The following is a 25,913-nucleotide window of genomic DNA, read 5'->3' on the forward strand; positions in this document are numbered from 1 at the left end:
CGTGCACGACATTGGCGCAGAATGGTGGCCGACGGTTGTATCCAGACAGAAGATTGCGGGGAGTGAACGTGGCCGACGAAGACGGCATGGGTTTCGCCGAGCTGGCGTTGAGACCAGAGCTGCTGGACGCTTTGTCCGGGCTCGGCTATGAGGAGCCCACACCGATCCAGCGCGCGGCCGTTCCACCGCTGTTGCAGGGACGCGATCTACTGGGGCAGGCCGCCACCGGCACCGGCAAGACGGCCGCGTTCGCGCTTCCGGTCTTGCAGATGATGCCGGACGACGGCCGGGGGAGCGCCCCGACGTCGTTGGTGCTCGTGCCCACCCGGGAATTGGCCGAGCAGGTATCACAAGCGTTCCACCGGTACGGGCGGGCGCTGGGTATTCGCGTGCTGCCGATCTACGGCGGGCAACCCATCGGCAGGCAACTGCAGGTGCTCGGGCGAGGTGTCGACGTGGTGGTCGCCACCCCCGGCCGGGCGCTGGACCACATCGGCCGCGGGACGCTCGTGCTGGACGACGTGCGGACAGTGATTTTGGATGAAGCCGACGAGATGCTCGACATGGGTTTCGCCGAAGACATCGAGGCCATCCTGGAGCAGACTCCCCGCGAGCGGCAGACGGTGCTCTTCTCGGCGACCATGCCTTCGCGGCTGGGCCAGATCGCCCGCCGGCATCTGCAGGATCCGGTGCGTATCGAGTTGGGCCGCGACGCATCGGGTGACGAGGAGACGCCCCTGGTGCGCCAGAGCGCCTATGTGGTGACCCGCGCGCACAAACCAGCCGCGCTGGGCCGGGTACTCGACATCGAAGCTCCCACCGCCGCCATCGTCTTCTGCCGGACCAGGCAGGACGTCGATGAGGTCACCGAGACGCTGAACGGGCGCGGCTACCGGGCCGAGGCACTACACGGCGGAATGGACCAGGCGCAGCGTGACCGCGTCATGGCCCGGCTCCGGGCCGGCACGGTGGATCTGGTGGTGGCCACTGACGTGGCAGCCCGCGGGCTCGATATCCAGCAGCTGACGCACGTCGTCAACTACAACGTGCCGTCGGCCCCCGAGTCGTATGTGCACCGCATCGGCAGGGTCGGCAGGGCCGGGCGCGAGGGCGTGGCGATCACGCTCGCCGAGCCGCGCGAACATCGCATGCTCAAGGCGATCGAGCGCCTGATCAATCAGCGTATTGCCATCGAGAAGGTCCCCACTATCGCCGACATGCGCGCGCGCCGTCTCGACCTGACCCGCGCGGCGCTGCGGGAGATTCTCATCTCCGACGACGTGGAACACTATCGCGTCGTCGTCGAGACCCTCTCGGACGAGTTCGACCTCATGCACATCGCCCTCGCCGGGGTGAAGCTGGCGCACGAGGCCACTGGTGGCACCACCGATGATGAAGAGATTCCAGAGGTTGCCCAGCCGGCCCGGAGCAAAGGGACCGATCCCGCCCGGCGCGATGGCAAACGTGCCCGGGACCGCACAGCCGGCACCACGCGGCTGTACTTCGGCGTGGGGCGCGCGGGTGGTGTGCGGCCTCAGGATCTGGTCGGAGCGATCGCCGGTGAGTCCCATCTACGTGGCCGCGACATCGGCGCGATCGAGATCGCGGAGCGGTTCTCACTCGTCGAGGTGCCTGAGTCGGCGGCCGACGACGTCATCACCGCGCTGCGGCGCACCGCCATCAAGGGGAAGAAGACGACGATCCGCCGCGAGCGCGACGACGTGAAGAAGGGAGCGCGCCGGGAGGGGCATCAGCGCCGCGGAAAGTGACTAGTTCCCACACGAGGCACTAGTGGCTGGCACTGGACACCAGATGCTTCTGGAACCAGTCGCGGGCCACCCCGGATACCTCCTCCAGCGCTCCAGCTTCCTCGAACAGGTGTGAGGCGTCGTTGACGACGTGCACCTCGCAGGTGCCGGAGATCTGCTCGCGTGCCTGTTGGTTGAGGTGCAGGACGTGCTCGTCTCGTCCGCCGACGATCAGCAGGGTCGGTGCCTGTACCTTCCCGAGGGCCTCGCCGGCAAGATCAGGACGGCCACCCCGGGAGACGACCGCGTCGACGTGACCGGGTCGCCGGGCAGCGGCGACCAGCGCGGCGGCCGCACCGGTGCTGGCGCCGAAGTAGCCTAGTGGGAGCTGTGCCGTGGAGGGTTCGCCGGCGAGCCAGCCGGCAGCCCGCTCCAGGCGCTCCGCGAGCAGTCCGACGTCAAAGCGCAACTGCCCGGTTGTCTGGTCTTCGCGTTCCTCGGCCTCAGTCAGCAGGTCTATCAGCATGGTCGCGAAGCCGTATCCGTGCAGCGATTGAGCCACCCATCGATTACGTGGGCTGTGCCGGCTGCTCCCGCTGCCATGTGCGAACAGCACTATGCCGCCTGCGTGCTCCGGCACCACCAAGTCACCGTGGATCTGTTGTCCGGCGTCGAGGTCCACGGCGACGGTACGTTCGCTGGGATTGCTCCGGTTCGGATCCTGGTCCGGGTTCGGGCCGGCGGGCGGGGAACCCGGGCGGTGGTGTGCGCTCACCGCGCCTGTACGGAACTGGTCGAGGATGTCGAGAACCTCGTCGTCCGTGGTCTGGCTGAAGTCCTGGTAGTAAGCGCTGATGCCGCCGAGGTCGGCGGGCGTCTCGATCGCGATGACGGTGTCCGCGATGCGTGAAAGCCGCCGCAGGGTCTCCGGTGGGCACACAGGAACAGCCAGCATCAGGGTTCGAGGACCGTGATCGCGGAGTGTGCGCAAGGCCGCTTCGGCGGTGATGCCGGTGGCGAGGCCGTCGTCGACGACAATGACGTCACGCGACTCCAGCGGCAGCAGGTCGGCATCGCCGCGGTAGGCGCTGACCCTTCTGGCCAGTTCGCTCCGCTCGTCGTCCACGAGCCGCTGCATCTGCGCACCGCGGACGCCGAGCTGTTCGGCCGCGCTGCGTACCACCACTTCGTCGCCGCCTTCGGCGATGGCGCCGATGCCGAGTTCGGGTTGCCCAGGTGCGCCGATCTTGCGCGCCACGAACACCTCCAAAGGCGCTCCCAGCATCGATGCCACGTGCCTTGCCACCGGAACACCGCCACGGGGCAGCGCCAGGACCACAGGATCCTCGAACTTCTCGTCTTTCAGCTGGGCCGCGAGCCTGCGACCGGCGTCGTCTCGGTCTCGAAACGTCATCGATCCGCCTCCTGTCTCTTGCGTTCCCGATACCCGTTCCGCGGTGCGGCCAACGCAATCGTTCGGTGAAGCCGGAGGGGAACGGGCCGGTCATATGCGGGGTGATGCGGCCCGGCGGCATCGTCCGCTCCGACGGAGACAGCGAAAGCGGTGGACAAGTCCTTCCAGGTGAGTTCAAGTAGATATGGGGCCTGTGTGACCACGTCGGCGCTCGAGAACGGACATCACATGCAGAGGCTGCGGAGTCTGCGGGATCGTTCCACCGTCACGAGGGCCGCGTTCGCCGGCCCTGCGTGTGAGATGCGGGTCCAGCAATTGGGCGGGTGTTTCGTCGTCCGTCTCGAGGGTGAGATCGACATCTTCAGCGTGTCGCGGGTGCAAGAGCGGCTGTGTGGTCTCGCCGATCTCGATTATGTCGTCGTGGACTCCAATCCTGCGCGCTTCGATACCGCGCTTGCCCGGGCATTGAGAGTGGCCGGGCAGCGCGCGCGGCTGCACGGGCGCGTCATGTGTGTCGCAGGACCACGAGACGTCGTCGAAGGGCTGTTGGAGCAAGCCGAGGCCGACGGTGACCTGGAGTACTATCCGGATGTCGCCGACGCGGTGGAGTCGGCACTCGCCGCCCGCAAACGTCATGGGCAAGCCACACCGGACAACCGGCCGGCGTGAGATGCGAGTCACCCGGGAACTGCCCGCGCACCGCCAGCCGGTCATATGCCGTGCCGGCGTGCCGCCCGAGCCGTCACCGACGCGGGCGTGCGGCAACGGTCAGCCGGGTCGTCGTCCGAATACCGCGAACATGCCGACCGACATGAAGAAGCGATCGTCACGCGCGGCCTGAAGAAGCTGTTCGATGAATCGTTCACCCAGAACAGGGTCCAGCACATCCGCCGCGATCATCTGCCGCACGATCGGCGCAATGGGAAAGATGCCCGCTGGGGCGTACTCGGTGTCGGGTTTCCAATCCGTCCAGATATGTGTGGCCGCGGTGGCTTCGAGCTCGACGACTCCCGCGTCGCGGCAGAGGTTGAGCAGCCGGCTGCCGACAGCGGCCGGAGCACCCCGCAGCTGCCAGATGGCCTCGCGGAATGCCGAGATCGCGCCAACATCCGGCAGATCGATGGTGAGCGTGAACCAATCGGTGTCGGTCAGGCACAGCCGACCGCCGGGACGTAGGACACGCACCATCTCGGCCACGGCGCGGGCCGGATCGGGCAGCCACTGCAACACTCGCTCCGAACGGCAGACATCGAACGACGAATCCGCCTCAGGCAGGTTCATCGCGTCGGCTATCCGGAAGCCCACCTCGACTCCGGCGCCAGCCGCGCGCCTTTCAGCTACCTCGATCATGGCCGCGCTGGCGTCCAAGCCGACAACACGCCCGCCGGGTGTCACCTCCTTGGCCAGCGCGATGGCGATGTCGCCAAGCCCGGAGCCGACGTCGAGCACCTCCGCGCCGGGGCCCGGCGTCAGCCGCTCGTGCTCCCAGGCGCGAAGGTAACGGACGGAGGGCCAGGTAGCGGTTGCGTCCATACCGGCCAGCACCATGGCGACGTCTGGCTGGCTGTCGACGCGCGAGTAGCCCGACTTCGCATCCAGCCCGGTGGCGTTCGAATCGGCCATGACACTCCTATCGCCAGTCGTCGGTGCGGGCATCGCGGAAGAACTCCTCGGCGGCCAGGTCCCGGAACGCGTTCTCGCCGACTGCCTCGTAGAGGGGGTCTATCTGGCTGGCCTGGGCCCGCAATGCGGTCAACTTCCGTTCGAGCAGTGAGCCTTCGGGCCGGAACGAGACGGCGAGATCAGCCGGATCGACCGCGGGCGGGTCCATTCCTTCGACCATCATGATGGCGTCAAGATCGATGTAGTTGCTGAAGCGACGGTTCCAGTCGGGCGTCTTCGTCGCGTACAGCAGTCTGCTTCCCGCTCGCGCCCCGGTCGCTTGCCGGGTGGCCAGAGTGGTCCAGCGGCTCACCGCCATGTGGTCGGCATGGCCGGTCATGCCGTCGGGGCCGAAGGTGAGGATGGTGTCCGGCCTGACCTCGTCGATCAGCGCTGCTAGCTTGGCGACCGGCTCGGCGGGATCGACCAGGTGGCAACCGCCGTCGGGATAGTGGAGCCAGTGATGTTCCGTGACGCGCAAGATGTCCAAGCAGGCGGCGCACTCGGAGGCACGCAGCGCCCGCCGTTCGGCGCGGGTTCGGGGATCGTCGTCCGGGAAGCCCGCCTCGCCCTTGGTCGCGGTGATACACACGACCCGGCGGTGGTCGTCGATCGCAGCGGCCATGAGCGCACCGGACAGGTACGCCTCGTCATCAGGATGGGCCCACACCCCGAGTATGGAGCCGAGCTGTTGGGGATTCAGAGTCATGAGGCGTCCTGGGTCTGATAGGCATCGTTCTATGGCCCGGGCATCCGGGTGGATGCGGGCCATCTCAGCATTGGAAGTGTGGAGGAGGCCGGTCAAGACCGGGTCAAGGCCGGGTCGGCACGCTGGATGACCCGGCATCGCGGTTCCCCATACCCGGGAGGACCAGTCGTCTGTTATTCAGTTGCCGCGTGCGTGGTGTAGTCCGGACAATCGCGGGATGATCGGGAGTCAATACGCCGACGGCCGCGCCGGGATCGATGCCGGCTTGGTGCGGCGCTTGATCGCCGCACAGTTCCCGCAGTGGAGCGGCCTGCCCGTCACACCGGTCGAAAAGGATGGCTGGGACAACCGGACCTACCGACTCGGCGACCGGTTGACCGCGCGGCTGCCCACGCACGAGGCGTACGTCGCGGCAGTCGACAAGGAACACCGGTGGTTGCCCAGACTGGCGCCGGTCCTGCCGGTGAGCATCCCTGAATCACTGGCCAAGGGATCTCCAGGCGAGGGGTACCCGTATCCATGGTCGGTGCGACGCTGGCTGGACGGTGATACCGCTCGCCCGGACCGCATCGCCGACCTGCCGGCATTCGCCGAGTCGGTGGCCGAGTTCATTCTGGCGCTGCAACGGGCCGACGCCGTGGGCGGACCCAGAGCGGGCGCACACAGCTTCTACCGGGGGGCGCCGCCGGAGCACTACGACGCCGAGACCCGCCGTGCGCTGTTCGCCCTGGACGGCCGGGTCGACACCGCACGAGCCGGCGCCGTGTGGAAAGCCGCGCTGGACGCGTCCTGGACAGGAACTCCGGTGTGGTTCCACGGCGACATCGCTCACGGAAACCTTCTAGTACGTGACGGCCGGCTGGTCGCGGTGATCGACTTCGGGACCTCCGGCGTTGGCGATCCGGCCTGTGACCTGGTGATCGCGTGGACCATGTTCTCCGGCCGGAGCCGAGAGGCGTTTCGGGCGGCAGTAGGCCAGGACCCGGGCACCTGGGCGCGGGCCCGCGGCTGGGCGCTGTGGAAGGCGCTGATCGTGCTGGCGGCGAATGTCGATGCCGCGTCCGGCACCGCCGAGGCCGCAGTCGCGGAGGAGCAGCGTCATGTGATCGACGAGGTACTGGCCGATGCCGCCCTGTAGCGTCGTGCAGGTCGAGCCAGGGGAGGAGCTTCGTGGCCTGACGTAACGGTCAGGGCGGGTTTGGAGACTCAAAGCGTTACGTGAGGCCACGAACCTCGCGTGCCGAGGGCGTTGTGGGACGATCTACCTGCCGTCGGCGTCGCAGATGAGCCAGTCGGTGAGACGTCGAGCGAGGTCGGGGCGCACGGCGATCTCGGCATGACCGTACCCGGGTTCCAACCACAAGGTGCCGTGTTCGCCAGCTGCCTGGCAGACTCGCCGGGCGTGCTCCACCGGGAACAGGTCGTCCTGGTCGCCATGGACCACGAGCAGTGGGACGTCGAGCTGCGCCGCGGCTGCTACCGGGTCCAGCGGATAGGGCTCTGGCCAGGGAACATGCGTGACATTGGTGCGCCGGAGCATCCGGATCGCGAGGCGCCCCCGGCGGCTGAGCACCAGCCGGTGGAGCAGCCGCATGCGGGCAGTGCCACGGTAGTACCACTGCCCGGGCCCGCTCACGGCGGCGATCCGGTCCACGCCGCCGTACAGCGCACCATGTCTGAGCGCTACTGCCGCCCCGAGCGAGAAACCAAGCGTGACCACCCGGCGGTAGCCCAGCCACCGCGCCCAGCTCACGGCGGCCTCGACGTCGTGTACCTCGTGCCAGCCAAGGGTGCTCGCGCCGCTCGAGCCACCGTGGCCGCGCAGATCGATCAGCACGACTCCGGCCTTCTCACGGAGCCAGCCGGCGATCCGCCGGAGCCGTGGGTGCCGGGAGTGGAGCATGAAACCGTGGGCGACGACGACCGCCAGTTCCCGGCTGCCCGATCTGGCGGGTAGATGCTCGGCCTGGACCACGGTGGCGTCGTCGGTGAGAAGTCGCTGCCGGCGGCTGACCGCCGGCCGGGCTGGGCGTTGGATGTCCATCACTGCGCCTGACGGTACGGCATCAGCTCCACGCCACCCGCAAGCGCGTCGTCGCCGCAAACGGGTCCTGGCCGCGATGGGTGACGAGGATACCTTCCCCCTCCGGCGTCGCCGTGCGTATCGCATCGCCGGCACTCACCCAGAGCCGCCACGACGTGACGAAGCATTCGACCCTCGCCGCGTTGACCCCCAGGACCGAAGGCACCGCGTGGTAAACGACGGTGTTGGCCGGCCGTTGGCCGTCCAGCCATGCCTGCCCGGCTTGCCGCAGAGACGCGTCGTCGGCGGGCAGCTCTGGGGCGACGTAGCGGGGAACGACGTAGCGTGGTGCGGCCAGCGGCGCCAGCACGTCGTCCAGCGCGGCAGTGAACAGTTGCGATGTCGCCGTGTCCACGCCGTCCAGGGCGATGCGGTACGAGCCGTCCTTTTCCACGGCAGCGCTGAGTCCGGCCGAGCCGCGCTCTGACAGGCCGGCCTTCTTCAAGGCATCGGCCACGGCGCAGGCGAACACGAACGGGTCGGGTTCACCGCCCAACTCATTCAGCGCGCGCCCACCGGCCAGTAGGACGCGGTCGCGGCGACGAGTCCAATCCCACCAAGCGCCGGCCGTCGCAACCCCCGCCAGCGGCGCCAGCCACCACAGCCCGGTGACGACGGCGACGAGAGCCAGGACGACAATCGTGACAGCAGCCGGCAACTGTTTTCCGGGCAGCTTCAGCCACTCCGGACGGCTGGCGGCACGCGGGCCCGGAACGAGCGCCGGCGGTGCGGGCGCGGCGAGCGAGGCGGCTCCGGAATCGTGGTGTCGTCGTAGCGGTCTTACCCGGATGGTGTGCACGAGCTCGTCGCGGTAGGCGGCGCCGACGTTCCAGAGCGCGTGCACCCGCGGCCGGTCTCGCGCCCGGTCGAGCATCGCGGCGTTCCAGCCATCGAAGTCGGCCACGGCGGGCGGCTCATACGGCGAGAGCCCGGGATCCACGTGACCGACACCGGAGGCGATTTCGCCGGAGTCGGTGACGCCGAAGTATCCGTGGTGCTTGCGGACGAACCGCTCCCAGTCGCTCGTGCCGCCGGGATGTTCCTCGGAGACACACACGACGGTCCACGTGTTGGCCACCTTCTCGGGCCAGGTGGGATCCACCCGCAGCGCCCGTCCGCGGGTCTGCACCACGGAGGTGGGGGTGGTGGCCGTCGTGAGGTCGACGAGCGTGTTGACTCCTTTGGCATCCCAGCCCTCACCGAGCAACGCGCGCGTTCCGACCAGGACACGCGCTTCGCCGGTCTCGAAGAAGCGGGTGACCAGGCCAACCCATTGCCGGGAGCGCCACCGGCCGGTGATCTCGACGGTTCCGGTGGAACCGGGCGGGATCTCGTCGAGATCGATGCCGGGTGCGTGTTCGGCCACGAACGCCACGAGCTTGCGTGCGGTGTGCGCGCTGGTGGCCACGGTACGCCCGGTGATCAATACCGGTTCGAGAGCGGCCGTTCGATGGTCGGCGAGCAGATTGGCGAGGACGAGGCGAGCCGAGCCGGCCTGGGCGTCGAGCACCCCTTGGAGGCGGGCGGGAAGGGTGGCCGTCGCCCGTTCATGGTCGCACAGCACCAGGGCGCGCAGCCGGTGTCCGAGGCCGTCGGCCTCGGCGGCGAGGATGTCGACCGTGGCGGTGGTCTTGGCCTCACTGCGGGCCAGCACCCGGTCGACGGGGGAGCGGCCCCGGCGGACACCACGTTTGGTGAGCTGAAAACCGACCGCGGGCAGTGCCGCCCGGATCTCTTGGAGAAGCTCCTCGTCGCGTGGATCGCCGGACGGGAGCAGGCAGTTCTTCAGGTAATCATTGAGTACCGCCACCCAGTCCTCGGCGGTTGGCTTGTGCCGGTGCTCCTCCCGCACGACCGCTCCGGGCGGCAGCTCCAACAGCCCGGCGTGGTGGAAGCGCAACGCGGCGGCGGCGAGCTCGGCGTCGTTGCGCTCCAGCCGGGACCAGTCCAACGCGAGGGTCTCGACCTCGGATGCGCTGCCGCCGTCGCTGTCGCCGGATGTGCCGACGTGGCGGTCGACGAAGCGCTGGTCGAGCCAGCTGAGGAATCCGGTGCTCGCGGTGCCGGGCTGCAGGAGGTCGCCCTGAAGCTCGGCGAAGCGTTCGGCCTCGGCAGCCAGCCAATCCGTCTCGGTGGGCGTCGGTGTGGTGAACCAGGCCAGTTCGGCGAACGGCGCCAGGTGGCCTTCCTTGACCACCGAAGGAATCGAGGTGCTATACAGCGGGGTGCCGAAGAGCTGGTCGACCAGTGCGGCCTGCTCGGAGCTCAACGAATCCGGCGGGGTGCCGGTGAGCCCGATGACGTGAGCGTTGGGAAGGTCGTCGAGCAGCTCGGCGAGCAGCCGGCCCCAGACTTCCAGCAGATGATGGCATTCGTCGAGCACGAGCGTGATGGGACCGCCGGATTCGAGCGCGGTGACGAGAGCCCGGCCGTTGGGGTGCAGGCGATCGAGCAGGCTGCTGCTGCCTTTGCGTGAGCTGCCTATCCGGGCGATGTGGGTGTGGCCTTCCTCGTCGACCTCTGCGTCGGGGTCGAACGTGGCCAGCGATTGGTAGGTCAAGGCGGTGACCGGTGCGGACAGATCACGGCTCGTGCCGGACGGTATCTGTGCCGGGGTGAACCTGTTCCATTCGGCGAGCCACTGCGCCTGTATCGCGGTGTTCGGGCCGAAGACCACGATGGGCTGCCCCAATCGTCGCCCCGCTTCGAGTCCGACGAGTGTCTTACCGGTGCCAGGCGGCAACACGACCCACGCTCGCGTGGAACCCGAGGCGTTGGCATCGGCGATGGCATCGAGAGCGAATCGCTGGTGAGTCCGGAAAGAGTCCGGATAGCTGACCGATTCCCAGTCGGCTGGCGACGCGGGAGATTTCGGGGGCGCTGGCACCGGCTCATCATCCCAGCCAGTTGTGACGGCCGCATCCGGCGGCTAGAATTCTGTCCTGTCTAGATTGGACAGAACGGCGTGCACGTCAAGATGGGGGCGGTCTCAGTGGACTGGCAGGTGTACGAGGCGAAGCAACGGTTCAGCGAGGTGCTGCGCGCAGTCGCCGAGGACGGCCCGCAGACCATCACCCGGCACGGAGAGGCGATAGCCGTGATCATCGATATAGCCGAATTCCACCGTCTGACTCAGCCCCGGATGAATCTGACCGAGCTGCTGAAGGGGCCGCCGTACCTAGATGACGACGCGGTTCAGGTCCTGGGCGAATTCGAGGGTGAACGCAAGCGGGACTTCCCGCGCGCGATCGCGCTCGAGGCGGATGAATGAGCTACTTGCTCGACACGAATGTGCTGTCGGAGACGCGCAAGCGCCAGTGCAACGCTGGGGTGCGTCGATGGATCTCCGGCATCGATCCGGAACGGCTACACGTCAGCGTCATCACCGTGGGTGAGCTCGGACGCGGGGTCGCGCGGTTGCGGCAGCGGGGCGACCAGGAGCAAGCAGACATGTTCGAACGCTGGCTGGACGACCTCATCGACGGTTTCGGGTCACGTGTGCTGAGTGTCGACTCGCGTGTCGTCCGCGGATGGTCCGCCCAGCCGGTTTCACGCACGATGCCTACTGCCGACGCATTGATCGCGGCGACGGCGGCCGTCTACAGCCTCACGCTCGTCACCCGCAATACGGCGGATTTCGACGGCGTGGGGATCCAGCTGGTCAATCCGTTCGACAACGCTTAGAACCCGCGCGGGTTCTTAGCCGACGCAATAAGGAAGCTCATTGTTGTTGGGGCAACCACAAGCTTCCTTGTTGCGACCGGATGCCTTCCCCACCTGCGCAATCACCTGAGGGTCGATGTGACGTTCGGCCCGGCGAACCGGTGACCTTCGGCACTGGTCACGGCGCCCGTCAGACCTGACACTTTGCCCAGGTCACGGAGCACCCGGGGGTGCGCGATGTTCAACCGACGTACATTCAGGCGAAGAATCGCTGTCGCGGGAGCCGGGGCGCTGCTGCTGTCCGGGTTGATTTCGGTGCCGGTGATGGGTGAACCGGACACTCCGGTGCGTTACCCGTCGGGGTCGTCGGCGACGCGCGCGGACCGGCTGGGCTTCGACACCTGCACGGCGCCGTCGCTGGATGCGTTGCGAGCGTGGCGGGGCACATCGCCCTACCGCGCGGTGAACATCTACTTCGGCGGCAACAACCGCGGCTGTGCCCAGCCGAACCTGACCAAGGGGTGGGTCCGTGACGCCACCGCCATGGGATGGCGCATCTTGCCGACCTACTTCGGCTATCAGCCGTCCTGCATGTTCGGCGACAAGCCCAACCGGTACACCGCGTCGAACGCCACCGCACGAGGAACGTCGGACGCGAACGACGCGGTCGCGCGGGCCAAGGACCTGGGGCTGCTGCCGGGGAGCGCGTTGTACGCCGACGTCGAGCACTACGACCGCACGGACACCTCCTGCCGTACCGGCGTGCGCCGGTACGTGTCCGCATGGACCAAAACCCTGCACAGCTCCGGGTACCTCGCCGGCGTGTACGTTCACCAGAACTCGGGGCTCCGGGACCTGTCCAACAGTTACAACTCCACGACCTACGCCCGCCCGGATGCGGTCTGGATGGCCCGGTGGGACGGCAATCCGTCATTGACCGGCTGGCCCACCGCCCCGAACTCGCACTGGTCGATCTGGCAGCGCGCCAAGCAGTATCGCGGCGACCACAATGAGACGTGGGGCGGCGTCACGATCAACATCGACAGCAACTCGATCAAGGCGCCGGTCGCCACGGTGGCGCGCACGTACAAGGTGACCAGCAGCACGGCGCTGAACGCACGCACCGGGCCGGGCTCGTCCTATCCCGTCGTGCGCACCTACGCGCCCGGCAGCTCATTGCCGGTGGTGTGCCAGACAAGTGGGCAGAAGGTCGGTACGACGTCGGTGTGGAACAGACTGACGAGTGGGTCGTGGGTGAGCGACTACTACGTCTCCACCCCGTCGAGCACCGGCTTCTCCACGGCGGTGCCACGGTGCACGTATCCGGGCCAGGTGACCGCATCGGTGGCGCTGAACGCGCGGACCGGACCCGGAACGTCGTACTCCATCAAGGGCAACCCACTTCCTCGCGGCTCGCTGGCCTACGTCGTCTGCCAGGCGCCGGGTAGCAAGGTGGGGAACACGACCGTGTGGAACAAGCTCCGTGACGGCCGGTGGGTGAGCGACCACTATGTCTCCAACCGCTCGAACACCAGCTGGAGCGCACCCGTCCCGCGCTGCCCCTGAACCCCACCTCCACCCCGGGTGGGGTGTCGACAGAGCGGGGAGAAAACCAGTCGACTGTTGCTTGTGGGGCGGGCTATGGTCCCGGGATGATCTACGAGCACCCGCTGGCTTACTTGCTAGGACTCGAAGGCACCGCCCTGATGCGGGCGTTCGTCGGCGGACACGACCGGGAGTTCGTCGAGGCGCGTATCGCCGAGGTCCGGCGTTTGATCGACGACGAGAGGCTGGCCGACGCCGGCGTCGAGGTCGAGCGGGTCGACTCTGTCGAGGGTTACCGCTTGTGGTCCAGAACCTATGACGACGGACGCAACGCGGCGTTCGATCTCGAGGAGCCGATCGTGCGCGAGATCCTCGATCAGCTTCGGCCGGGTGTTGCGCTCGATGCCGCTTGCGGCACCGGCCGCTACGCGGAGTACCTGGTGAAAGGCGGTCACCAGGTGATCGGCGTCGACAGTTCGCCCGACATGCTGGCCAAGGCTCGCGAACGAGTTCCGGGTGCGCGGTTCCAGCTCGGCGACCTAGGAATGCTGCCGCTGGCCGACAACACCGTCGATGTCGTCGTGTGCGCGCTGGCACTCACCCACGTGGCCGATCTTGGTCCGGCGATGGCCGAGTTCGCCAGAGTCCTGCGACCGGGCGGGCATCTGATCACCTCCGACATGCACCGCGACTCGGTCTCCCGCGGGGCGATACCTCCGGTGATCGGGCCCAACGGTGAGCGCGGGCGGTTGTCGGCCTACCAGCATCTGGGCGGCGACTACCTGCGGGCCGCCTTGCCGGTGGGGTTGCAGGTACGACGCTGCGAGGAGCCGCGGCTGCCGGAGAGCGCTGAGCCAGAGCGAGACGCCGAGGGCGACGACGATCCCCTCGACGCGTCGAACGAGCTTCCGCCGTGGCACGAATGGCCGTGGGCGCTGGTGGGCCTGGTGCCCGAAGCGGCCAGAGCCGTCGGCACCGGAACACCGCGCACCATCATCTGGCACTTCGAACTGACCGGCGTCTGACGCGCATCCACCCGGAGCGGGGCGAACGCGTCACTGGGCGGGCTGCGGGGGAGCTGTGCTGGCGCGCTGGATCAGCCAGGTGGGCACCAGAGTCCGGCCGCCCTCCGGCACGTTGCCTTCCACCTGTTGCAAGACACGTTCGAGGCACCGATGTCCGAGAGCGGTGAAGTCTTGATGCACGGTGGTGAGCGGCGGAATGAACGTCGCGGCCTCCGGTATGTCGTCGAACCCGACGACGCTGATGTCAGCCGGCACCCGCTTGCCGCCCTCGTGCAGCGCGCGCAAGATGCCCAAGGCCATCTGATCGTTTGCCGCGAACACGGCCGTACACTCCGGCTGGCGCAGTAGCTCGAGTCCGGCCTGGTATCCGGATTCCGACGACCAATCGCCCATGATCACCTCCGGGACGGGCCGGCCCGCACCCTCGAGGGTGGCGCGCCATGCGTCCGTTCTGCTGCGCGCGGAGTAGGAGTCTTCCGGACCGGCGACGTGCCAGACCGTCCGATGCCCGAGTGAGAGCAGATGGCGTACCGCCTGCCACGTGCCGTTGACCTGGTCGGTGTCGACGACACTGTAGAGATCGTCGGCGTCGGAGTTGACGATGATGGTCGGCACCCCTGGCGGCAACGTGACAGTGGCCGCGTCGAGCAGGTGGACCTCCATGATGACGATCACCGCATCGACGGCGAGCTCGCCCAGCCGGGTGAACGCGCCGTGGACGCTGTCCTGTGTGGGAGCGTCGACCGGAATGAGAGTGACCGCGTAGCCTTCGGCGGCGGCTGACGCCGAGATCGCCTCCAGCGTGCGGACGTTGCCGGTGGAGGTGAGGTTGAACAAGATCACGCCGATGGTGCGGAACTGGCCGCTCTTCAGTGCGCGGGCCGCGCTGTTGGGTCGATAGCCGAGCTCGGCCATCGCCGCGCGCACGCGTTGGCGAGTCGCGTCGACGACGCCCGGATAGCCGTTGGACACCCGGGAGACGGTTTGCGGCGAGACGCCGGCCAGCCGCGCGACGTCGGCCATGGAAGCCCGCCGCCGACGGTCTTGCCCGTTTCCTGAAGTGGTCGGTTGAGCGGCATCCTCACCTGGTCTCGGGTTCAGCGCGTCTGTGCTCATCAACACCCTTCCGCCCGTAGCGCGAGTCTTGTGTTGCGGCCCGGGTGCAGACGTTACGCGCTTGTGTCTTGACGCCTCTCGACGACCGGTGCCAGTATCAGCCTAATCCATGGTTACGTAAACATCGACTCCTCACGGTCACAGATGGTTACGCAACCATTTCTCGGAGAGCGCCGAAACCGCGCGCTCATCCGCACCGCCTCGCAGGCAAGGAAGGGCTGATGGCAACAGCGTCCGCAATCGCGGAACCTCCGGGTACCACCACGCCCGGCCGGCGCCCGCCGAAGAAGCGCAGGTGGATCGGCTGGGGCTTCATGGGCCCCTTTATGGTGGTCTTCGCGCTCGTGTTCCTGGCGCCTATCGCCTACTCGATCTACCTGAGCCTGTTCCGCGAGCAGATGATCGGCGGCAACACCTTCGTCGGTCTGGAGAACTATCAGAACGCGTTCAGCGACAGTCAGTTCTGGTCCGCGCTCGGGCGGGTCTCGATCTTTCTCGCCGTCCAGGTTCCGATCATGCTCTTCATCGCCTTGCTGGTCGCGCTGGCTATCGACAGCGGGCGCCTTTACGGCAAGAGTTTCTTCCGGATCTCCATCTTCCTCCCGTACGCCGTACCCGCCGTGGTGGCCACCCTGATGTGGGGGTTCATGTACGGGACCCGGTTCGGGCTGGTCGGGAACATCAACGACGCCTTCGGCATCTCGTTGCCCAATCCACTCTCACCGGAGCTGATCCTGGCCTCGATCGCCAACATCGTCACGTGGGAGTTCGTCGGCTACAACATGCTGATCTTCTACGCGGCACTGAGGGTGATCGACCCGTCGCTCTACGAGGCGGCCGAGATCGACGGCGCCAGCCAGCGGCGGGTGATCACCGCCATCAAACTGCCGGCTATCCGTGGCGCCCTGGTCATCGCCACGATCTTCTCGATCATCGGCAGCTTCCAGCTCTTCAACGAGCCCAGCATCCTGCAAAATCTGGCGCCCAACGCGATCACCACGTACTTCACCCCGAACATGTACGCGTTCTCGCTGTCCTTCTCCGGCCAGCAGCACAACTACGCCGCCACGGTCGCCATCGTCATGGGACTGATCACCATGGTGATCGCCTACGCCGTACAACTGCGCGGCATGCGAAAGGCGGCCTGAGTCATGTCGACATCGACCACGCCCGGCGCGCGCAAGGGATCGGGCCGACCATTGATCACCCTGTCCTCGGCCCGCCGGCACCCGCGACGCCACCACACGGTGGAGCGGCCCCGCCGCAGCCCGTTGCTCACCGCATTGACCGGGCTGGTGCTGATCTACAGCCTGGTGCCGCTGCTCTGGCTGTTCATCAACTCCACGAAGACCCAGGAAGGACTCTTCGGTTCGTTCGGGCTCTGGTTCCACAGTGACTTCGCCCTATGGGACAACGTCGTCGACACGCTGACCTACAACGACGGGATCTTCGTTCGCTGGTTGCTGAATACCGTCCTGTATGTCGTACTCGGTGCGGGCGGGGCCACCTTCCTGGCAGTTCTGGGTGGCTATGCGCTGGCCCTGTTCAACTTTCCCGGCAAGCGGGCGGTGTTCGCCATCGTCATCGGCGCCGTGGCGGTGCCCGGCACAGCCCTCGCGGTGCCCACATTCCTGATGTTCAGCGAGATGGGCCTGACCAATACCCCGTGGGCGGTGATCATCCCGACCTTGATCTCCCCGTTCGGGCTGTACCTCATGTGGGTGTACTCGTCCGAGGCCATCCCGACCGAGCTGCTCGAAGCCGCCCGGGTGGACGGGGCAGGAGAGTTCAGTACCTTCTTCCGGGTCAGCCTGCCGCTGCTCGGCCCGGGCATCGTCACCGTCCTGCTCTTCACCATGGTTCAGAGCTGGAACAACTACTTCCTGCCCCTGATCATGCTGCGGGACTCGTCCTGGTACCCGCTGACCCTCGGCCTCAACGCGTGGAACTCCCAGGCTTCCACGGTGGGCGGTGAGGCGATCTTCAATCTGGTGATCACCGGCTCGTTGCTGACGATCGTGCCGCTGATCACCGCGTTCCTGTTGCTCCAGCGTTACTGGCGATCCGGTCTGACCGCCGGAAGCGTCAAATGAGCTTCGCCCGGCCGCTCCGCTCCGGCGCGCTCGCATGAAACGGACCATTCGTCGCCGAACCAACGAGAGGAAGACCATGAGTATGAAACGAGGCCACGCATCCAGCGCGCTCGCCCTGGCCGCAACCGCGGCCCTGACCCTGGCCGCGTGCGGCTCCGATGACGCCGGCTCCGACGACGCGGGCGCCAGTGACGCCGGAACCGGCGACGCGAACAATGCCGACGCTGTCGAGGCCGCCCTGGAAGAGGGCGGCAGCCTGACCATCTGGTCATGGGAGACCACCCTCGCCCAGGTCGTGGAGGACTTCGAGGCCGAATACCCGCAGGTCGACATCGACCTGATCAACGCTGGTAGCGGCAACGACCAGTACACGGCGCTGCAGAACGCGATCAGCGCGGGCTCCGGGATTCCGGACCTGGCCCACATCGAGTACTTCGCCCTGTCCCAGTTCGCCCTTGCCGACGCGCTGACTGACATTTCCCAGTTCGGTGCGGCCGAGTTCGACGGAACGTACACGCCCGGCCCGTGGAACGCGGTCAACCAGGACGGCGCGATCTATGGGCTGCCGATGGACTCGGGACCGATGGCGCTGTTCTATAACCAGACCGTCTTCGACGAGCACGGTATTGACGTGCCCACCACGTGGGACGAGTACGTCGAGGCCGCCCGCGACCTGCAGGCTGCTGACTCCGACGTCTACATCGCCAACGACACTGGTGAGGCCGGCTTCATCACCAGCCTGATCTGGCAAGCCGGCGGGCAGCCGTTCCAGGTGGAGGGCACTGAGGTGTCGATCGACTTCTCCGACGAGGGCTCTACCGTCGTCGCCGAGACCTGGCAGCAGCTCATCGACGAGGATCTTCTCGCACCGATCACCGGCTGGACCGATGAGTGGTATCAGGGCCTGGCCGATGGCACCATCGCCACCCTGGCCGCCGGCGCCTGGATGCCCGCCAACTTCGAGTCCGGCGTGCCGGGCGCAGCCGGGGACTGGCGTGCCGCGCCGTTGCCGCAGTGGGAGAACGGCGCGTCGTCGAGCGCCGAGAACGGCGGCAGCGCGCTGGCGATCATGGCGAACGGCGAGAACTCCAACGAAGCTCTCGCCTACGCCTTCCTCGAGTACGCCAACGCCGGCGACGGGGTGCAGACCAAGATCGATCAGGGGCTCTTCCCGGGTACATCGGAGCACCTGGCGGATGAGGAGTTCCTCAACGCCGAGTTCGAGTACTTCGACGGCCAGCAGGCGAACCAGGTCTTCGCGGAGTCGGCGGGTGCTGTCCCCGAAGGTTGGAGCTACCTGCCGTTCCAGGCATATGCGAACTCCATCTTCAACGACACGGTCGGGCAGGCCTACGTCTCCGGCACCACGCTGAGTGAGGGCCTGCAGGCGTGGCAGGACGCCCTGGTGACCTTCGGTAACGACCAAGGTTTCAGCGTCAACCAGTAACAACCACGCGCGGGCCATCGAGGCCCCGCTGAGGAGCAGGAATACATGACGATTCGCAATCCGCACCGCTGGCTGCGCTGGCCGGGAGGGGTGTCCGGGCCGCGCATGGGATACGGCGCGGACTACAACCCGGAGCAATGGCCTCGAGACGTCTGGGATGAGGACGTGCGCCTCATGCGTGAGGCCGGCGTCAACATCGTGTCGCTGGCGATCTTCTCTTGGGCGCGGATCCAACCCGAGGAGGATACCTGGGACTTCGCGTGGCTCGACGACGCGATGGACCTGCTGCACGCGAACGGCATCGCCGTCGACCTGGCCACGGCGACGGCATCCCCGCCGCCGTGGCTGACGGCGGCCCATCCCGAGATCCTGCCGGTGACGCAGAGCGGGGAGACCTTGTGGCCGGGTGCTCGCCAGCACTGGCGACCGACGTCGCCGGTGTTCCGGAAGTACGCTTTGCTCCTGGTGGAAGAGCTCGCCGGGCGCTACGCGGAGCACCCCGCGCTGACGGCCTGGCATGTGTCGAACGAGCTGGGCTGTCACAACGTGTACGACTACTCGGACGACGCGGCACAGGCCTTCCGGGTGTGGCTGCGCGACCGGTACGGCAGCCTCGACACGCTGAATCACGCCTGGGGGACCGCCTTCTGGTCGCAGCGATACTCGGCGTGGGACCAGGTGCTCCCGCCCCGGCTGGCGGCGTCGCACCCGAATCCGACCCAGCAGCTGGACTTCAAACGGTTCTCGTCCGATGCGCTGAAAGAGTACTTGCGGGCCGAGCGTGACATCCTCCGTCGGCTGACCCCCGATGTGCCGGTGACCACGAACTTCATGGTCATGGGCGGAACCAAGGGCATGGACTATGCGGATTGGGCGCGGGAGGTCGACTTCGTCTCCAACGATCACTACGTCATTCCGGGGCCGCAGAGCCGGGACGAGCTGTCCTTCTCGGCCAACCTCACCGGCAACATCGCGGGCGGGCAGCCGTGGTTCCTGATGGAGCATTCGACCAGTGCGGTCAACTGGCAACCGGTGAATCTGGTGAAGAAGCCGGGCGAGACGATCAGCGACTCGCTGACGCATGTCGCGCACGGCGCCGACGCGGTGTGCTTCTTCCAGTGGCGGCAGTCGGCCGCGGGCGCGGAGAAGTACCACTCCGCGATGGTTCCGCATGCCGGCGCCGACAGCGACGTGTTCCGGTCGGTCGTCCAGCTCGGCGATGTCCTGGACCAGCTCGCTCCGGTGGTGGGTTCGGTCCGCAAGCCGGCCCGGGCGGCGATCATGTTCGACTGGGATTCGTGGTGGGCCAGCGAGCAAGACTCGCACCCGACCTCACACCTGCGCTATCACCCGGAGGCGCTGAACTGGTATTCGGCCTTCCGGGAGCTGGGCGTGCGTGTCGACGTGGTGCCCGCCGGCGCCGAGCTGGCGGCCTACGACCTGGTGGTCGCGCCGATCCTGTACGTCGTGCCTCAGCAGTTGGCCAAGGAACTGGCCGCCTACGTGGACTCCGGCGGGCATCTGGTGACGACGTACTTCTCCGGGATCGTCGACGAGAACGACCACGCCTGGCTCGGAGGGTACCCCGGGGCGCTGCGGGATGTCCTGGGTATCCGGGTGGAGGAGTTCGCGCCGTTGCTGCCTGACGAGACCGTCGAGCTGGACAACGGCACGACGGGTTCGCTCTGGACGGACAAGATGGACGTGACCGACGCGTCGGTTCAGGTGCTCGCCAGCTACGCCTCCGGTGACCACGCCGGGCGTCCGGCGATCACGAGAAGGACCGCGGGCGAGGGGTCGGCCACTTACGTCTCCACCCGGCTCGGCGCCGACGGCCTGCGGCCCGTACTCGACGCGGCATTGGGCGCGGCTGGAATCAGTGGCGACCTCGCGGACAATGCCGGGGGAGCGGTGGAACTCGTCATCCGGACCACAGAGACGGATGAGTTCTGGTTCCTGATCAACCGCGCCGCCCATCGGGTGGAGCTGTCCGGCCTAGCCGGAGAGCCGGTGATCGGTCCGGAGATCGCCGCGGACGGCAGCATGGCCCTCGAAGCCCGCGGCGTCGCCGTCGTTCGTCGTCCGGTCGAATAGTTCCGACCACGGTGCGGCGCGTATCCGGCCCGGCCTTAACGCTGGACCACGCGCATCTCGTCCAGGAGCTCGCCGTACCCGGCGTCCCGGAGAGCCTTTCTGTAGGGCGGAACGGTGATCGCAACCATCGTTCCGCCCTGCGCCGGAAACACGTACGCCCCGGTGCTCTTCGCGGGAAGATAGATGAGCTCGCCAGGACCGGCGGTTACCGAGCCCGTCTCGGTGCGGACGGTGAACGAGCCCTCGATCACCACCAGAACCTCGTCGTAGGGAAGCGGCGGGAACTCGGCGTCCTCGTGGGCATCCCACCTCTCGAACGTCAGGCCCAGGGCCGATCCGTGGGTCTCGTCCACCACCTCACCGAAGTAGACGGCGTCGTCATCGCCGACGGTCCACGTCCGCACGTCCGCGACGCCGCGTCCGAGCAGGCGGCCCCGTGGATCCGGCGTGATGGACCGTGCGGAGGCGCCGTGTTCTTGCCACGCCCGGTCTTGTGGCGGATGGGTCACGGAGATCAGCTCGACGTCGTCCTTCGCCTCGTAGACGGCCGCGGTTCCTCTGGGGAGGAAGATGACCTCGCCGGCTTGCGCGCTCGCCTGCTCCTGCGCGGTGCGTACGTCGAGTGTCCCCTCGAGGACGACATAGACCTCGTCGTAGGGAATGGGGCTCTCGCGTTCGTCGATGACCGTGCCGGCGCCGAAGCGGGCATACATCACGCCGAGCTGGTGGTCACCGTCGCCGTCTACCACCGGTCCAGCGGACACATTGTGTCCGTCGAGCTGGAGCCAGCTGGGTGCGTCGTCGATCGTCAGAACGCGCACACGCGTCGATGCCATGGTTTGATTCCTCCTCGTGCGGTACGTCTCGCTGTTGAACAGCGATGTCGCCCACGCTAGGACCTTAACTAAACTTGATGTCAAGGCATGGTCGGACGGACGTCGTGCTGGACGTGTTGCCCGGCGGCGCCGGTTCTGTGAAGGGCGGGAAATCCGGTCTAGAGTGACGTGTCGGGAGAGCGAGAAGGAGACACCGCGATATGAACGGCACGGTGGCAGCGGTCTGCCGGAATGGTGAGCACGAGTTCAGCAAGCCGCAGCACGAGAGCATCACACTTCTCGCCGGCCTTGGCGTGGAGGGCGATGCGCACCTGGGTGTCACGGTGAAACACCGATCCCGCGTCGCCCGTGACCCAAGCCAGCCGAACCTTCGGCAAGTTCACCTGATCCACCATGAGCTGTTCGATGAGCTTGCTGCCACGGGTCACACCGTCCAGCCGGGCGAACTCGGGGAGAACATCACAACCAGCGGCATCGATCTGCTCGGCCTCCCCAGGGGCACGCTGCTGCACATCGGCGACCACGCGGTCGTCGAGGTCACCGGACTGCGCAATCCGTGCACCCAGATCGACGACTTTCAGCCGGGGTTGCTCAAGCAGGTGGCCCATCGGGACAACGAGGGCACCATCATCCGCAAGGCCGGGATCATGGGGATCGTCGCGACGGGAGGCGCGATACGCCCCGGCGACCAGGTCCGGGCAGCACTACCTGAACCGCCACACCAGCCGCTCGAACGCGTTTAGGTAGGCCCGGGAGTCGACAACCCGCGGGCCCGGCTATCGAGTGTCGGCGGCGTACGCGTCCAGCGATCCGGTTGTCAGGCGTTGTCGGGCAGAGTACCGACGTCGACGAGTTGCTGGGCCACCCGGTGGAGCTTGATGTTGTGCTGGGAGGAGATTCGGCGGAGGACGTCCCATGCCTGGTCAGTGGTGAGGCCGAAGCGTTCGCGGAGAATGCCGGTCGCCTCGCCGATCATGCGGCGGGTATCCAGTGCTCGGTGCAGTTGTTCCTCCTCGATGGTCCCCGCCAGCGCCACTGCTGCGTGGGCGGCCAATGCGAGCCCGTCGAGGAGGTCCTCGTGACTGAAGGCGTCGATCTTGGTGGCGTAGAGGTTGAGCGCGCCCAGGTTCTCGCCGCTCGTGAAGAGTCGGAAGCTCATCGAGGAGTGGATGTCGAGCTCGGCGGCGATGCGGGGCCCCCAGTTCGGCCAGCGCGGGTCGGCGGCCAGGTTGGTGACGGACAACACGTCGGTCTGGTTCAGAGCATCGAGGCAGGGGCCTTCGTTCAGCTCGAACTGCAACTCGTCGATCTGCCGGAGTGTTTTGTGGCTGGCGGCGTGGGTGTCGATTCCGCTCCGGTGGACGAGGGAGACTCCGGCCAGGTCGCAGTTCTCGATGATGTCGGTGGCCATCAGAACAGCCCGCTCCAATGTGAGCTGCGTGCCCGGCTCGTCCGCCATGGCGCGCGCTGCCTCGGCCAAGAGTCGGTTGAACTGATAACGGTTCATCACCTCGGTGAGCCTCCTCCATAGCCCTCAACATGCTGGCGATTCCCGACGATTCACTCCGGAAACGCGGGACGACCATGTCGTACGTCACCCTATATTTGTTGATCCCGTCTGTTGATCACGCAGCCGGGCACATGTTATTTCGTCGAGCGGGTATGTTACAGCGAGCCGCCGTTTCGGCGCGCGACGGAGCTCCGGTTAGGCGTGTCGGCTCGAGCCAAGGGCCGGCACGTCGCCTTGCCCGGCCCCGGTACGCGCTCCTGACGCCGGCGGAAAGACTCACTACCTTGTGGTGGTCATGGCGGTCACCGGCCGAAGTGGTCCAAGCCCCACCACCGCTCGCCGCACAGAAAACGAGGCACTTGTCTCGACGCTAGAACGGCGCGACGGAGTTTAGTCGCTGACGGGACGTACCCCGACGAGGTCGACGAGCGGCTGGGTGTCCCGGGTCAGGTCGAAATGGCCGAGCAGGCGGATGTACTCGCTTCGATCGACGTTCCAGTCGTACTCGAGAAGCTCTTCGCCTTCCTGGGTAGCCGCAAACGCCAGGTCGGCCAGCAGCCTTGTGGTGCGTCCGTTGCCGTCGATGAACGGATGGATGTGCACCACAATCGCGTGGAAGGTAACACCGAGGACGCGGGGGGTTAGATCCGCCGTGTGTAGCCATCGCCAACGCAGGTCGTCGACATCGGTACGCAACCGGACCGCGATCTGCTCGGGCGCGACCCCGACGTTGGTCTCCAAGCGTCGATGACGACCTGCCCACGTCCAGATCCGGACGTACAGGTCTGTGTGCAACTGGCGGACAAAGTGGTCGGTGAGGATCTCCTCCGCCGTGAGCGACCCGTCTAACACCGCAGTCAGCCGATCGGCGGCGACCTGCGCCCAGATCGCCTGCTCCAAGTCGTAGACGTCGGCCTTGCGAACTGGATCACCGACCACCGCACGGGCCTGCTCCGTCAGGGACTCCAGGTCCTCCTCGGCGACCAGCGTCTCGCCGTACTCAGGGTCGAAGGACATCAGGCCTTGGACGCTGTCGACTGGGTCGACTCCAAGAACTCCTCGACCTCGCGGGAGCGGACGTGACCGTCGGGAACCTCGCGACGCTCGAGACGCGCCGAGGCCGCGGCGGCCCTGAGAGCCCACCGCCGGATCGCAGTCTCGTCAACCCTGCGCATCGCCATCAGCCCTCCTGTGATCGACCAGCACTATCTAGTCTAGGGCACGCGGGCGGCACACCGGTCGCGTCCTGACAGCGTCCAGTCGCGGCTACTAGACGATTCCCTTAGGACCGACGTCCGGCCAGACTCGGTCCAGGTGCTCGGCGGAACGCTCGCTTCGTGGCTGCCCACTCGTTCGTGGTGTGGCTCAAGAGTGGCGTGCCCCTTCGCCTGGCGCCCGCCGCGGCGATCAAGGCACTACTTGAGGAATCGGGTGTGGCGACCGCAGCGCCGTCGTCTCCCACGCAAACGGCCGACGCACTTTCGCGACTGTGCGTGGGGTTGCCCCCGTTTGGCGGACACCTTGATGGCGGGCCTGTGGGTCCGCCGGGGAGGATGTCTGTTATGGCTTCGAAGAAGCGGAAGTCCTACACGCCGGCGTATCGGCGTGAGGCGGCTCGGTTGGTGATTGATACCGGTCGTCCGATTGCTCATGTGGCTCGCGAGATTGGGGTTGGTGAGCAGTTGCTGGGCCGCTGAGTCGCGATCGAGCGGGCTCGCGAGGACGCTCCACCTGCGGCGTTCGACGCCGATGAGCGGGCCGAGCTGGAACGGCTGCGCGCGGAGAACGGCGAGCTGCGGATGGACCGGGAGTTCTTGAAAAAGGCCGCGGCCTTCTTCGCGACGCAGAACCAGAACCGGTGAGCTGTTACCGGCTCATGGAAGCGGAGAAGGCCACCTACGAGGTCGTGCGCATGGCCCGGCTGCTGGGGGTGTCGCGGTCAGGGTTCTACGACTGGCAGGCCCGCCAAAGCGCCGGGGCGTCACCGCGGCAGCAGCGACGGGCGGTGCTGACGGAGAAGATCAAACGATTCCATGCCGCCTCTGACCACGTGTACGGGGCACCGCGGATTCTGGCCGATCTGCGCGATGACGGGGAGCAGGCCGTTGTCTATATCTTGCTCGCCACCACCATGTAGTTCTCGGCCTCCGGGTTGAACGTGCTCCTTTCCGCGCGGAGTCCGACCCGGTGCAACTCGACTTCGAGTTCGTCGTGTCGGTAGGGCCAGCACGACAGCAGTTCCGAGCGGATAAGAACCGACCCGGCCGCATCAACTTGCGCGACCGCAATCTCGATGTGGTGCTCCTCCTCCCAGTCCGGCGCAATCTCCCAGCGGTAGACGACGACGGCATCGCGACCGTTCCGGCGGACGAGTCGATCACTGATGTCTAGCCGGGAACCTCTGGCCTCACGAGTTCCCAAGTGCGGGAGGTGAGTACCAAGCGTCCGCCACGGCGCAGAAGCCGTGACATCGACTCCAGGGCAGCAAGCCTGCCTCTCGCGCCCACGGCATGGTGCAGCGAGTTGCCCACGCAGAACACCATGTCGAAGGTGGCGTCATTGAAATGGTCGGGCAGCTCTTGCCAGTCCGCTCGCACTGTCCGGACAGATGCCCTGAACTCCTCAGACAACTCCGCAGTCCGACGAACCATCGCTTCGCTGGCGTCAGTCGCGACAACCTGCATGCCAAGACCAGCGAGGCCAACCGCGAGTTGCCCGGTACCGCACGAACAATCGAGGACTTGAGCGTTTGACGGAAGGAGACAGGTGACGTCAGCGAACGCCGCGGCGAACTCGGGGGGCGCCAACTTCGCGTCCGAGATAAGCCACTCGTACACCTCGGCAAGCACGTCATAGCCCGTCACAACTACTACCTCCGTCACGCGGCAGACTCACGCTGGCACATCAGTACATCAGCGGAGCAAGTCGATTCGCTAATGCTTTAGCGAGTGGCAACCCGTCCGCTCAC

Annotated in this window: 24 protein-coding genes and 1 pseudogene; 14 read left to right on the forward strand and 11 right to left on the reverse strand. The window is 66.9% G+C overall.

Annotated features, from left to right (window positions below; translation table 11 throughout):
* Positions 1–86: 86 nt before the first annotated feature.
* Positions 87–1,769: a DEAD/DEAH box helicase gene (locus F7O44_RS02120; protein WP_162449278.1), complete on the forward strand. Its 1,683-nt coding sequence runs from the start codon at positions 87–89 to the stop codon at positions 1,767–1,769.
* Between the two features lie 19 nt (positions 1,770–1,788).
* Here F7O44_RS02120 and F7O44_RS02125 read toward each other — a convergent pair whose 3' ends face one another.
* Complete coding sequence (locus tag F7O44_RS02125; RefSeq protein ID WP_162448526.1) at positions 1,789–3,162, reverse strand: phosphoribosyltransferase family protein; 1,374 nt, start codon at positions 3,160–3,162, stop codon at positions 1,789–1,791.
* Positions 3,163–3,390: 228 nt separating this feature from the next.
* On the opposite strand from F7O44_RS02125, the gene F7O44_RS02130 reads away from it, so the two are divergent.
* Entirely contained in the window at positions 3,391–3,831 is a 441-nt protein-coding gene (locus F7O44_RS02130) for an STAS domain-containing protein (RefSeq protein WP_162448527.1), read from the forward strand.
* Between the two features lie 99 nt (positions 3,832–3,930).
* Here F7O44_RS02130 and F7O44_RS02135 read toward each other — a convergent pair whose 3' ends face one another.
* Together F7O44_RS02135 and F7O44_RS02140 are read right to left on the reverse strand one after the other, a co-directional pair.
* The gene (locus F7O44_RS02135) at positions 3,931–4,785 is read right to left on the reverse strand and encodes a methyltransferase domain-containing protein (protein ID WP_162448528.1); all 855 of its coding nucleotides are present in this window, start codon (positions 4,783–4,785) and stop codon (positions 3,931–3,933) included.
* A gap of 7 nt (positions 4,786–4,792) precedes the next feature.
* Positions 4,793–5,533 carry a PIG-L deacetylase family protein gene (locus F7O44_RS02140; protein ID WP_162448529.1) on the reverse strand — a complete coding sequence of 247 codons (741 nt, stop codon included), beginning with the start codon at positions 5,531–5,533 and terminating at the stop codon, positions 4,793–4,795.
* Between the two features lie 217 nt (positions 5,534–5,750).
* Between F7O44_RS02140 and F7O44_RS02145 the strand changes: the two genes are divergently transcribed.
* Positions 5,751–6,671 (forward strand): aminoglycoside phosphotransferase family protein, encoded by a 921-nt coding sequence (locus F7O44_RS02145; protein WP_162448530.1) that lies wholly within the window; start codon positions 5,751–5,753, stop codon positions 6,669–6,671.
* A 123-nt stretch (positions 6,672–6,794) separates the two neighbouring features.
* Here F7O44_RS02145 and F7O44_RS02150 read toward each other — a convergent pair whose 3' ends face one another.
* Together F7O44_RS02150 and F7O44_RS31520 are read right to left on the reverse strand one after the other, a co-directional pair.
* A complete protein-coding gene (locus F7O44_RS02150; protein ID WP_162449279.1) occupies positions 6,795–7,577 on the reverse strand; it encodes an alpha/beta hydrolase in 783 nt (260 codons plus the stop codon).
* Between the two features lie 22 nt (positions 7,578–7,599).
* The gene (locus F7O44_RS31520; protein WP_162448531.1) at positions 7,600–10,503 is read right to left on the reverse strand and encodes a DEAD/DEAH box helicase family protein; all 2,904 of its coding nucleotides are present in this window, start codon (positions 10,501–10,503) and stop codon (positions 7,600–7,602) included.
* Positions 10,504–10,581: 78 nt separating this feature from the next.
* On the opposite strand from F7O44_RS31520, the gene F7O44_RS02160 reads away from it, so the two are divergent.
* The 4 genes from F7O44_RS02160 to F7O44_RS02175 all read left to right on the forward strand — a co-directional run bounded on the left by F7O44_RS02160 (position 10,582) and on the right by F7O44_RS02175 (position 13,849).
* A complete protein-coding gene (locus tag F7O44_RS02160) occupies positions 10,582–10,887 on the forward strand; it encodes a type II toxin-antitoxin system Phd/YefM family antitoxin (RefSeq protein ID WP_222850964.1) in 306 nt (101 codons plus the stop codon).
* Positions 10,884–11,300, forward strand: a complete 417-nt coding sequence (locus F7O44_RS02165) for a type II toxin-antitoxin system VapC family toxin (protein ID WP_162448532.1) — start codon at positions 10,884–10,886, stop codon at positions 11,298–11,300. Before F7O44_RS02160 ends, F7O44_RS02165 begins: the two co-directional genes overlap by 4 nt.
* A gap of 216 nt (positions 11,301–11,516) precedes the next feature.
* Complete coding sequence (locus F7O44_RS02170) at positions 11,517–12,845, forward strand: glycoside hydrolase domain-containing protein (RefSeq protein WP_162448533.1); 1,329 nt, start codon at positions 11,517–11,519, stop codon at positions 12,843–12,845.
* 86 nt (positions 12,846–12,931) lie between these two features.
* Positions 12,932–13,849, forward strand: coding sequence for a class I SAM-dependent methyltransferase (locus F7O44_RS02175; protein WP_162448534.1), 918 nt, complete (start codon positions 12,932–12,934; stop codon positions 13,847–13,849).
* 30 nt (positions 13,850–13,879) lie between these two features.
* Here the strand turns inward: F7O44_RS02175 and F7O44_RS02180 are convergent, their stop codons facing one another.
* Entirely contained in the window at positions 13,880–14,872 is a 993-nt protein-coding gene (locus F7O44_RS02180; protein ID WP_222850965.1) for a LacI family DNA-binding transcriptional regulator, read from the reverse strand.
* A gap of 314 nt (positions 14,873–15,186) precedes the next feature.
* Here F7O44_RS02180 and F7O44_RS02185 point away from each other — a divergent pair, with 314 nt between their 5' ends.
* The 4 genes from F7O44_RS02185 to F7O44_RS02200 all read left to right on the forward strand — a co-directional run bounded on the left by F7O44_RS02185 (position 15,187) and on the right by F7O44_RS02200 (position 20,599).
* The gene (locus F7O44_RS02185) at positions 15,187–16,113 is read left to right on the forward strand and encodes a carbohydrate ABC transporter permease (RefSeq protein WP_162448536.1); all 927 of its coding nucleotides are present in this window, start codon (positions 15,187–15,189) and stop codon (positions 16,111–16,113) included.
* A gap of 3 nt (positions 16,114–16,116) precedes the next feature.
* The gene (locus tag F7O44_RS02190; protein WP_162448537.1) at positions 16,117–17,058 is read left to right on the forward strand and encodes a carbohydrate ABC transporter permease; all 942 of its coding nucleotides are present in this window, start codon (positions 16,117–16,119) and stop codon (positions 17,056–17,058) included.
* Between the two features lie 76 nt (positions 17,059–17,134).
* Positions 17,135–18,505, forward strand: coding sequence for an ABC transporter substrate-binding protein (locus tag F7O44_RS02195; protein ID WP_162448538.1), 1,371 nt, complete (start codon positions 17,135–17,137; stop codon positions 18,503–18,505).
* 45 nt (positions 18,506–18,550) lie between these two features.
* Positions 18,551–20,599 carry a beta-galactosidase gene (locus tag F7O44_RS02200; protein WP_162448539.1) on the forward strand — a complete coding sequence of 683 codons (2,049 nt, stop codon included), beginning with the start codon at positions 18,551–18,553 and terminating at the stop codon, positions 20,597–20,599.
* Between the two features lie 35 nt (positions 20,600–20,634).
* Here F7O44_RS02200 and F7O44_RS02205 read toward each other — a convergent pair whose 3' ends face one another.
* Positions 20,635–21,435 (reverse strand): hypothetical protein, encoded by an 801-nt coding sequence (locus F7O44_RS02205; protein WP_162448540.1) that lies wholly within the window; start codon positions 21,433–21,435, stop codon positions 20,635–20,637.
* 200 nt (positions 21,436–21,635) lie between these two features.
* Between F7O44_RS02205 and F7O44_RS02210 the strand changes: the two genes are divergently transcribed.
* Entirely contained in the window at positions 21,636–22,178 is a 543-nt protein-coding gene (locus tag F7O44_RS02210) for an MOSC domain-containing protein (RefSeq protein WP_162448541.1), read from the forward strand.
* 74 nt (positions 22,179–22,252) lie between these two features.
* Here F7O44_RS02210 and F7O44_RS02215 read toward each other — a convergent pair whose 3' ends face one another.
* From F7O44_RS02215 to F7O44_RS02225, 3 genes are all read right to left on the reverse strand, one after another.
* Positions 22,253–22,942, reverse strand: coding sequence for a GAF and ANTAR domain-containing protein (locus F7O44_RS02215; RefSeq protein WP_162448542.1), 690 nt, complete (start codon positions 22,940–22,942; stop codon positions 22,253–22,255).
* 393 nt (positions 22,943–23,335) lie between these two features.
* Entirely contained in the window at positions 23,336–23,962 is a 627-nt protein-coding gene (locus F7O44_RS02220; RefSeq protein ID WP_162448543.1) for a Fic family protein, read from the reverse strand.
* Positions 23,962–24,126 carry a hypothetical protein gene (locus F7O44_RS02225; protein WP_162448544.1) on the reverse strand — a complete coding sequence of 55 codons (165 nt, stop codon included), beginning with the start codon at positions 24,124–24,126 and terminating at the stop codon, positions 23,962–23,964. Before F7O44_RS02225 ends, F7O44_RS02220 begins: the two co-directional genes overlap by 1 nt.
* A gap of 381 nt (positions 24,127–24,507) precedes the next feature.
* Between F7O44_RS02225 and F7O44_RS31525 the strand changes: the two genes are divergently transcribed.
* Both F7O44_RS31525 and F7O44_RS02235 read left to right on the forward strand, forming a co-directional pair.
* Positions 24,508–24,642 carry a transposase gene (locus F7O44_RS31525; RefSeq protein WP_162448545.1) on the forward strand — a complete coding sequence of 45 codons (135 nt, stop codon included), beginning with the start codon at positions 24,508–24,510 and terminating at the stop codon, positions 24,640–24,642.
* Between the two features lie 179 nt (positions 24,643–24,821).
* The gene (locus F7O44_RS02235) at positions 24,822–25,082 is read left to right on the forward strand and encodes a hypothetical protein (RefSeq protein ID WP_162448546.1); all 261 of its coding nucleotides are present in this window, start codon (positions 24,822–24,824) and stop codon (positions 25,080–25,082) included.
* Here F7O44_RS02235 and F7O44_RS31530 read toward each other — a convergent pair.
* A pseudogene (locus tag F7O44_RS31530) lies at positions 25,055–25,809 on the reverse strand (class I SAM-dependent methyltransferase). The gene F7O44_RS02235 and the pseudogene F7O44_RS31530 sit on opposite strands and share 28 nt — an antisense overlap.
* Positions 25,810–25,913 lie beyond the last annotated feature (104 nt).

This window comes from Phytoactinopolyspora mesophila (assembly GCF_010122465.1).
GTDB lineage: Bacteria > Actinomycetota > Actinomycetes > Jiangellales > Jiangellaceae > Phytoactinopolyspora > Phytoactinopolyspora mesophila.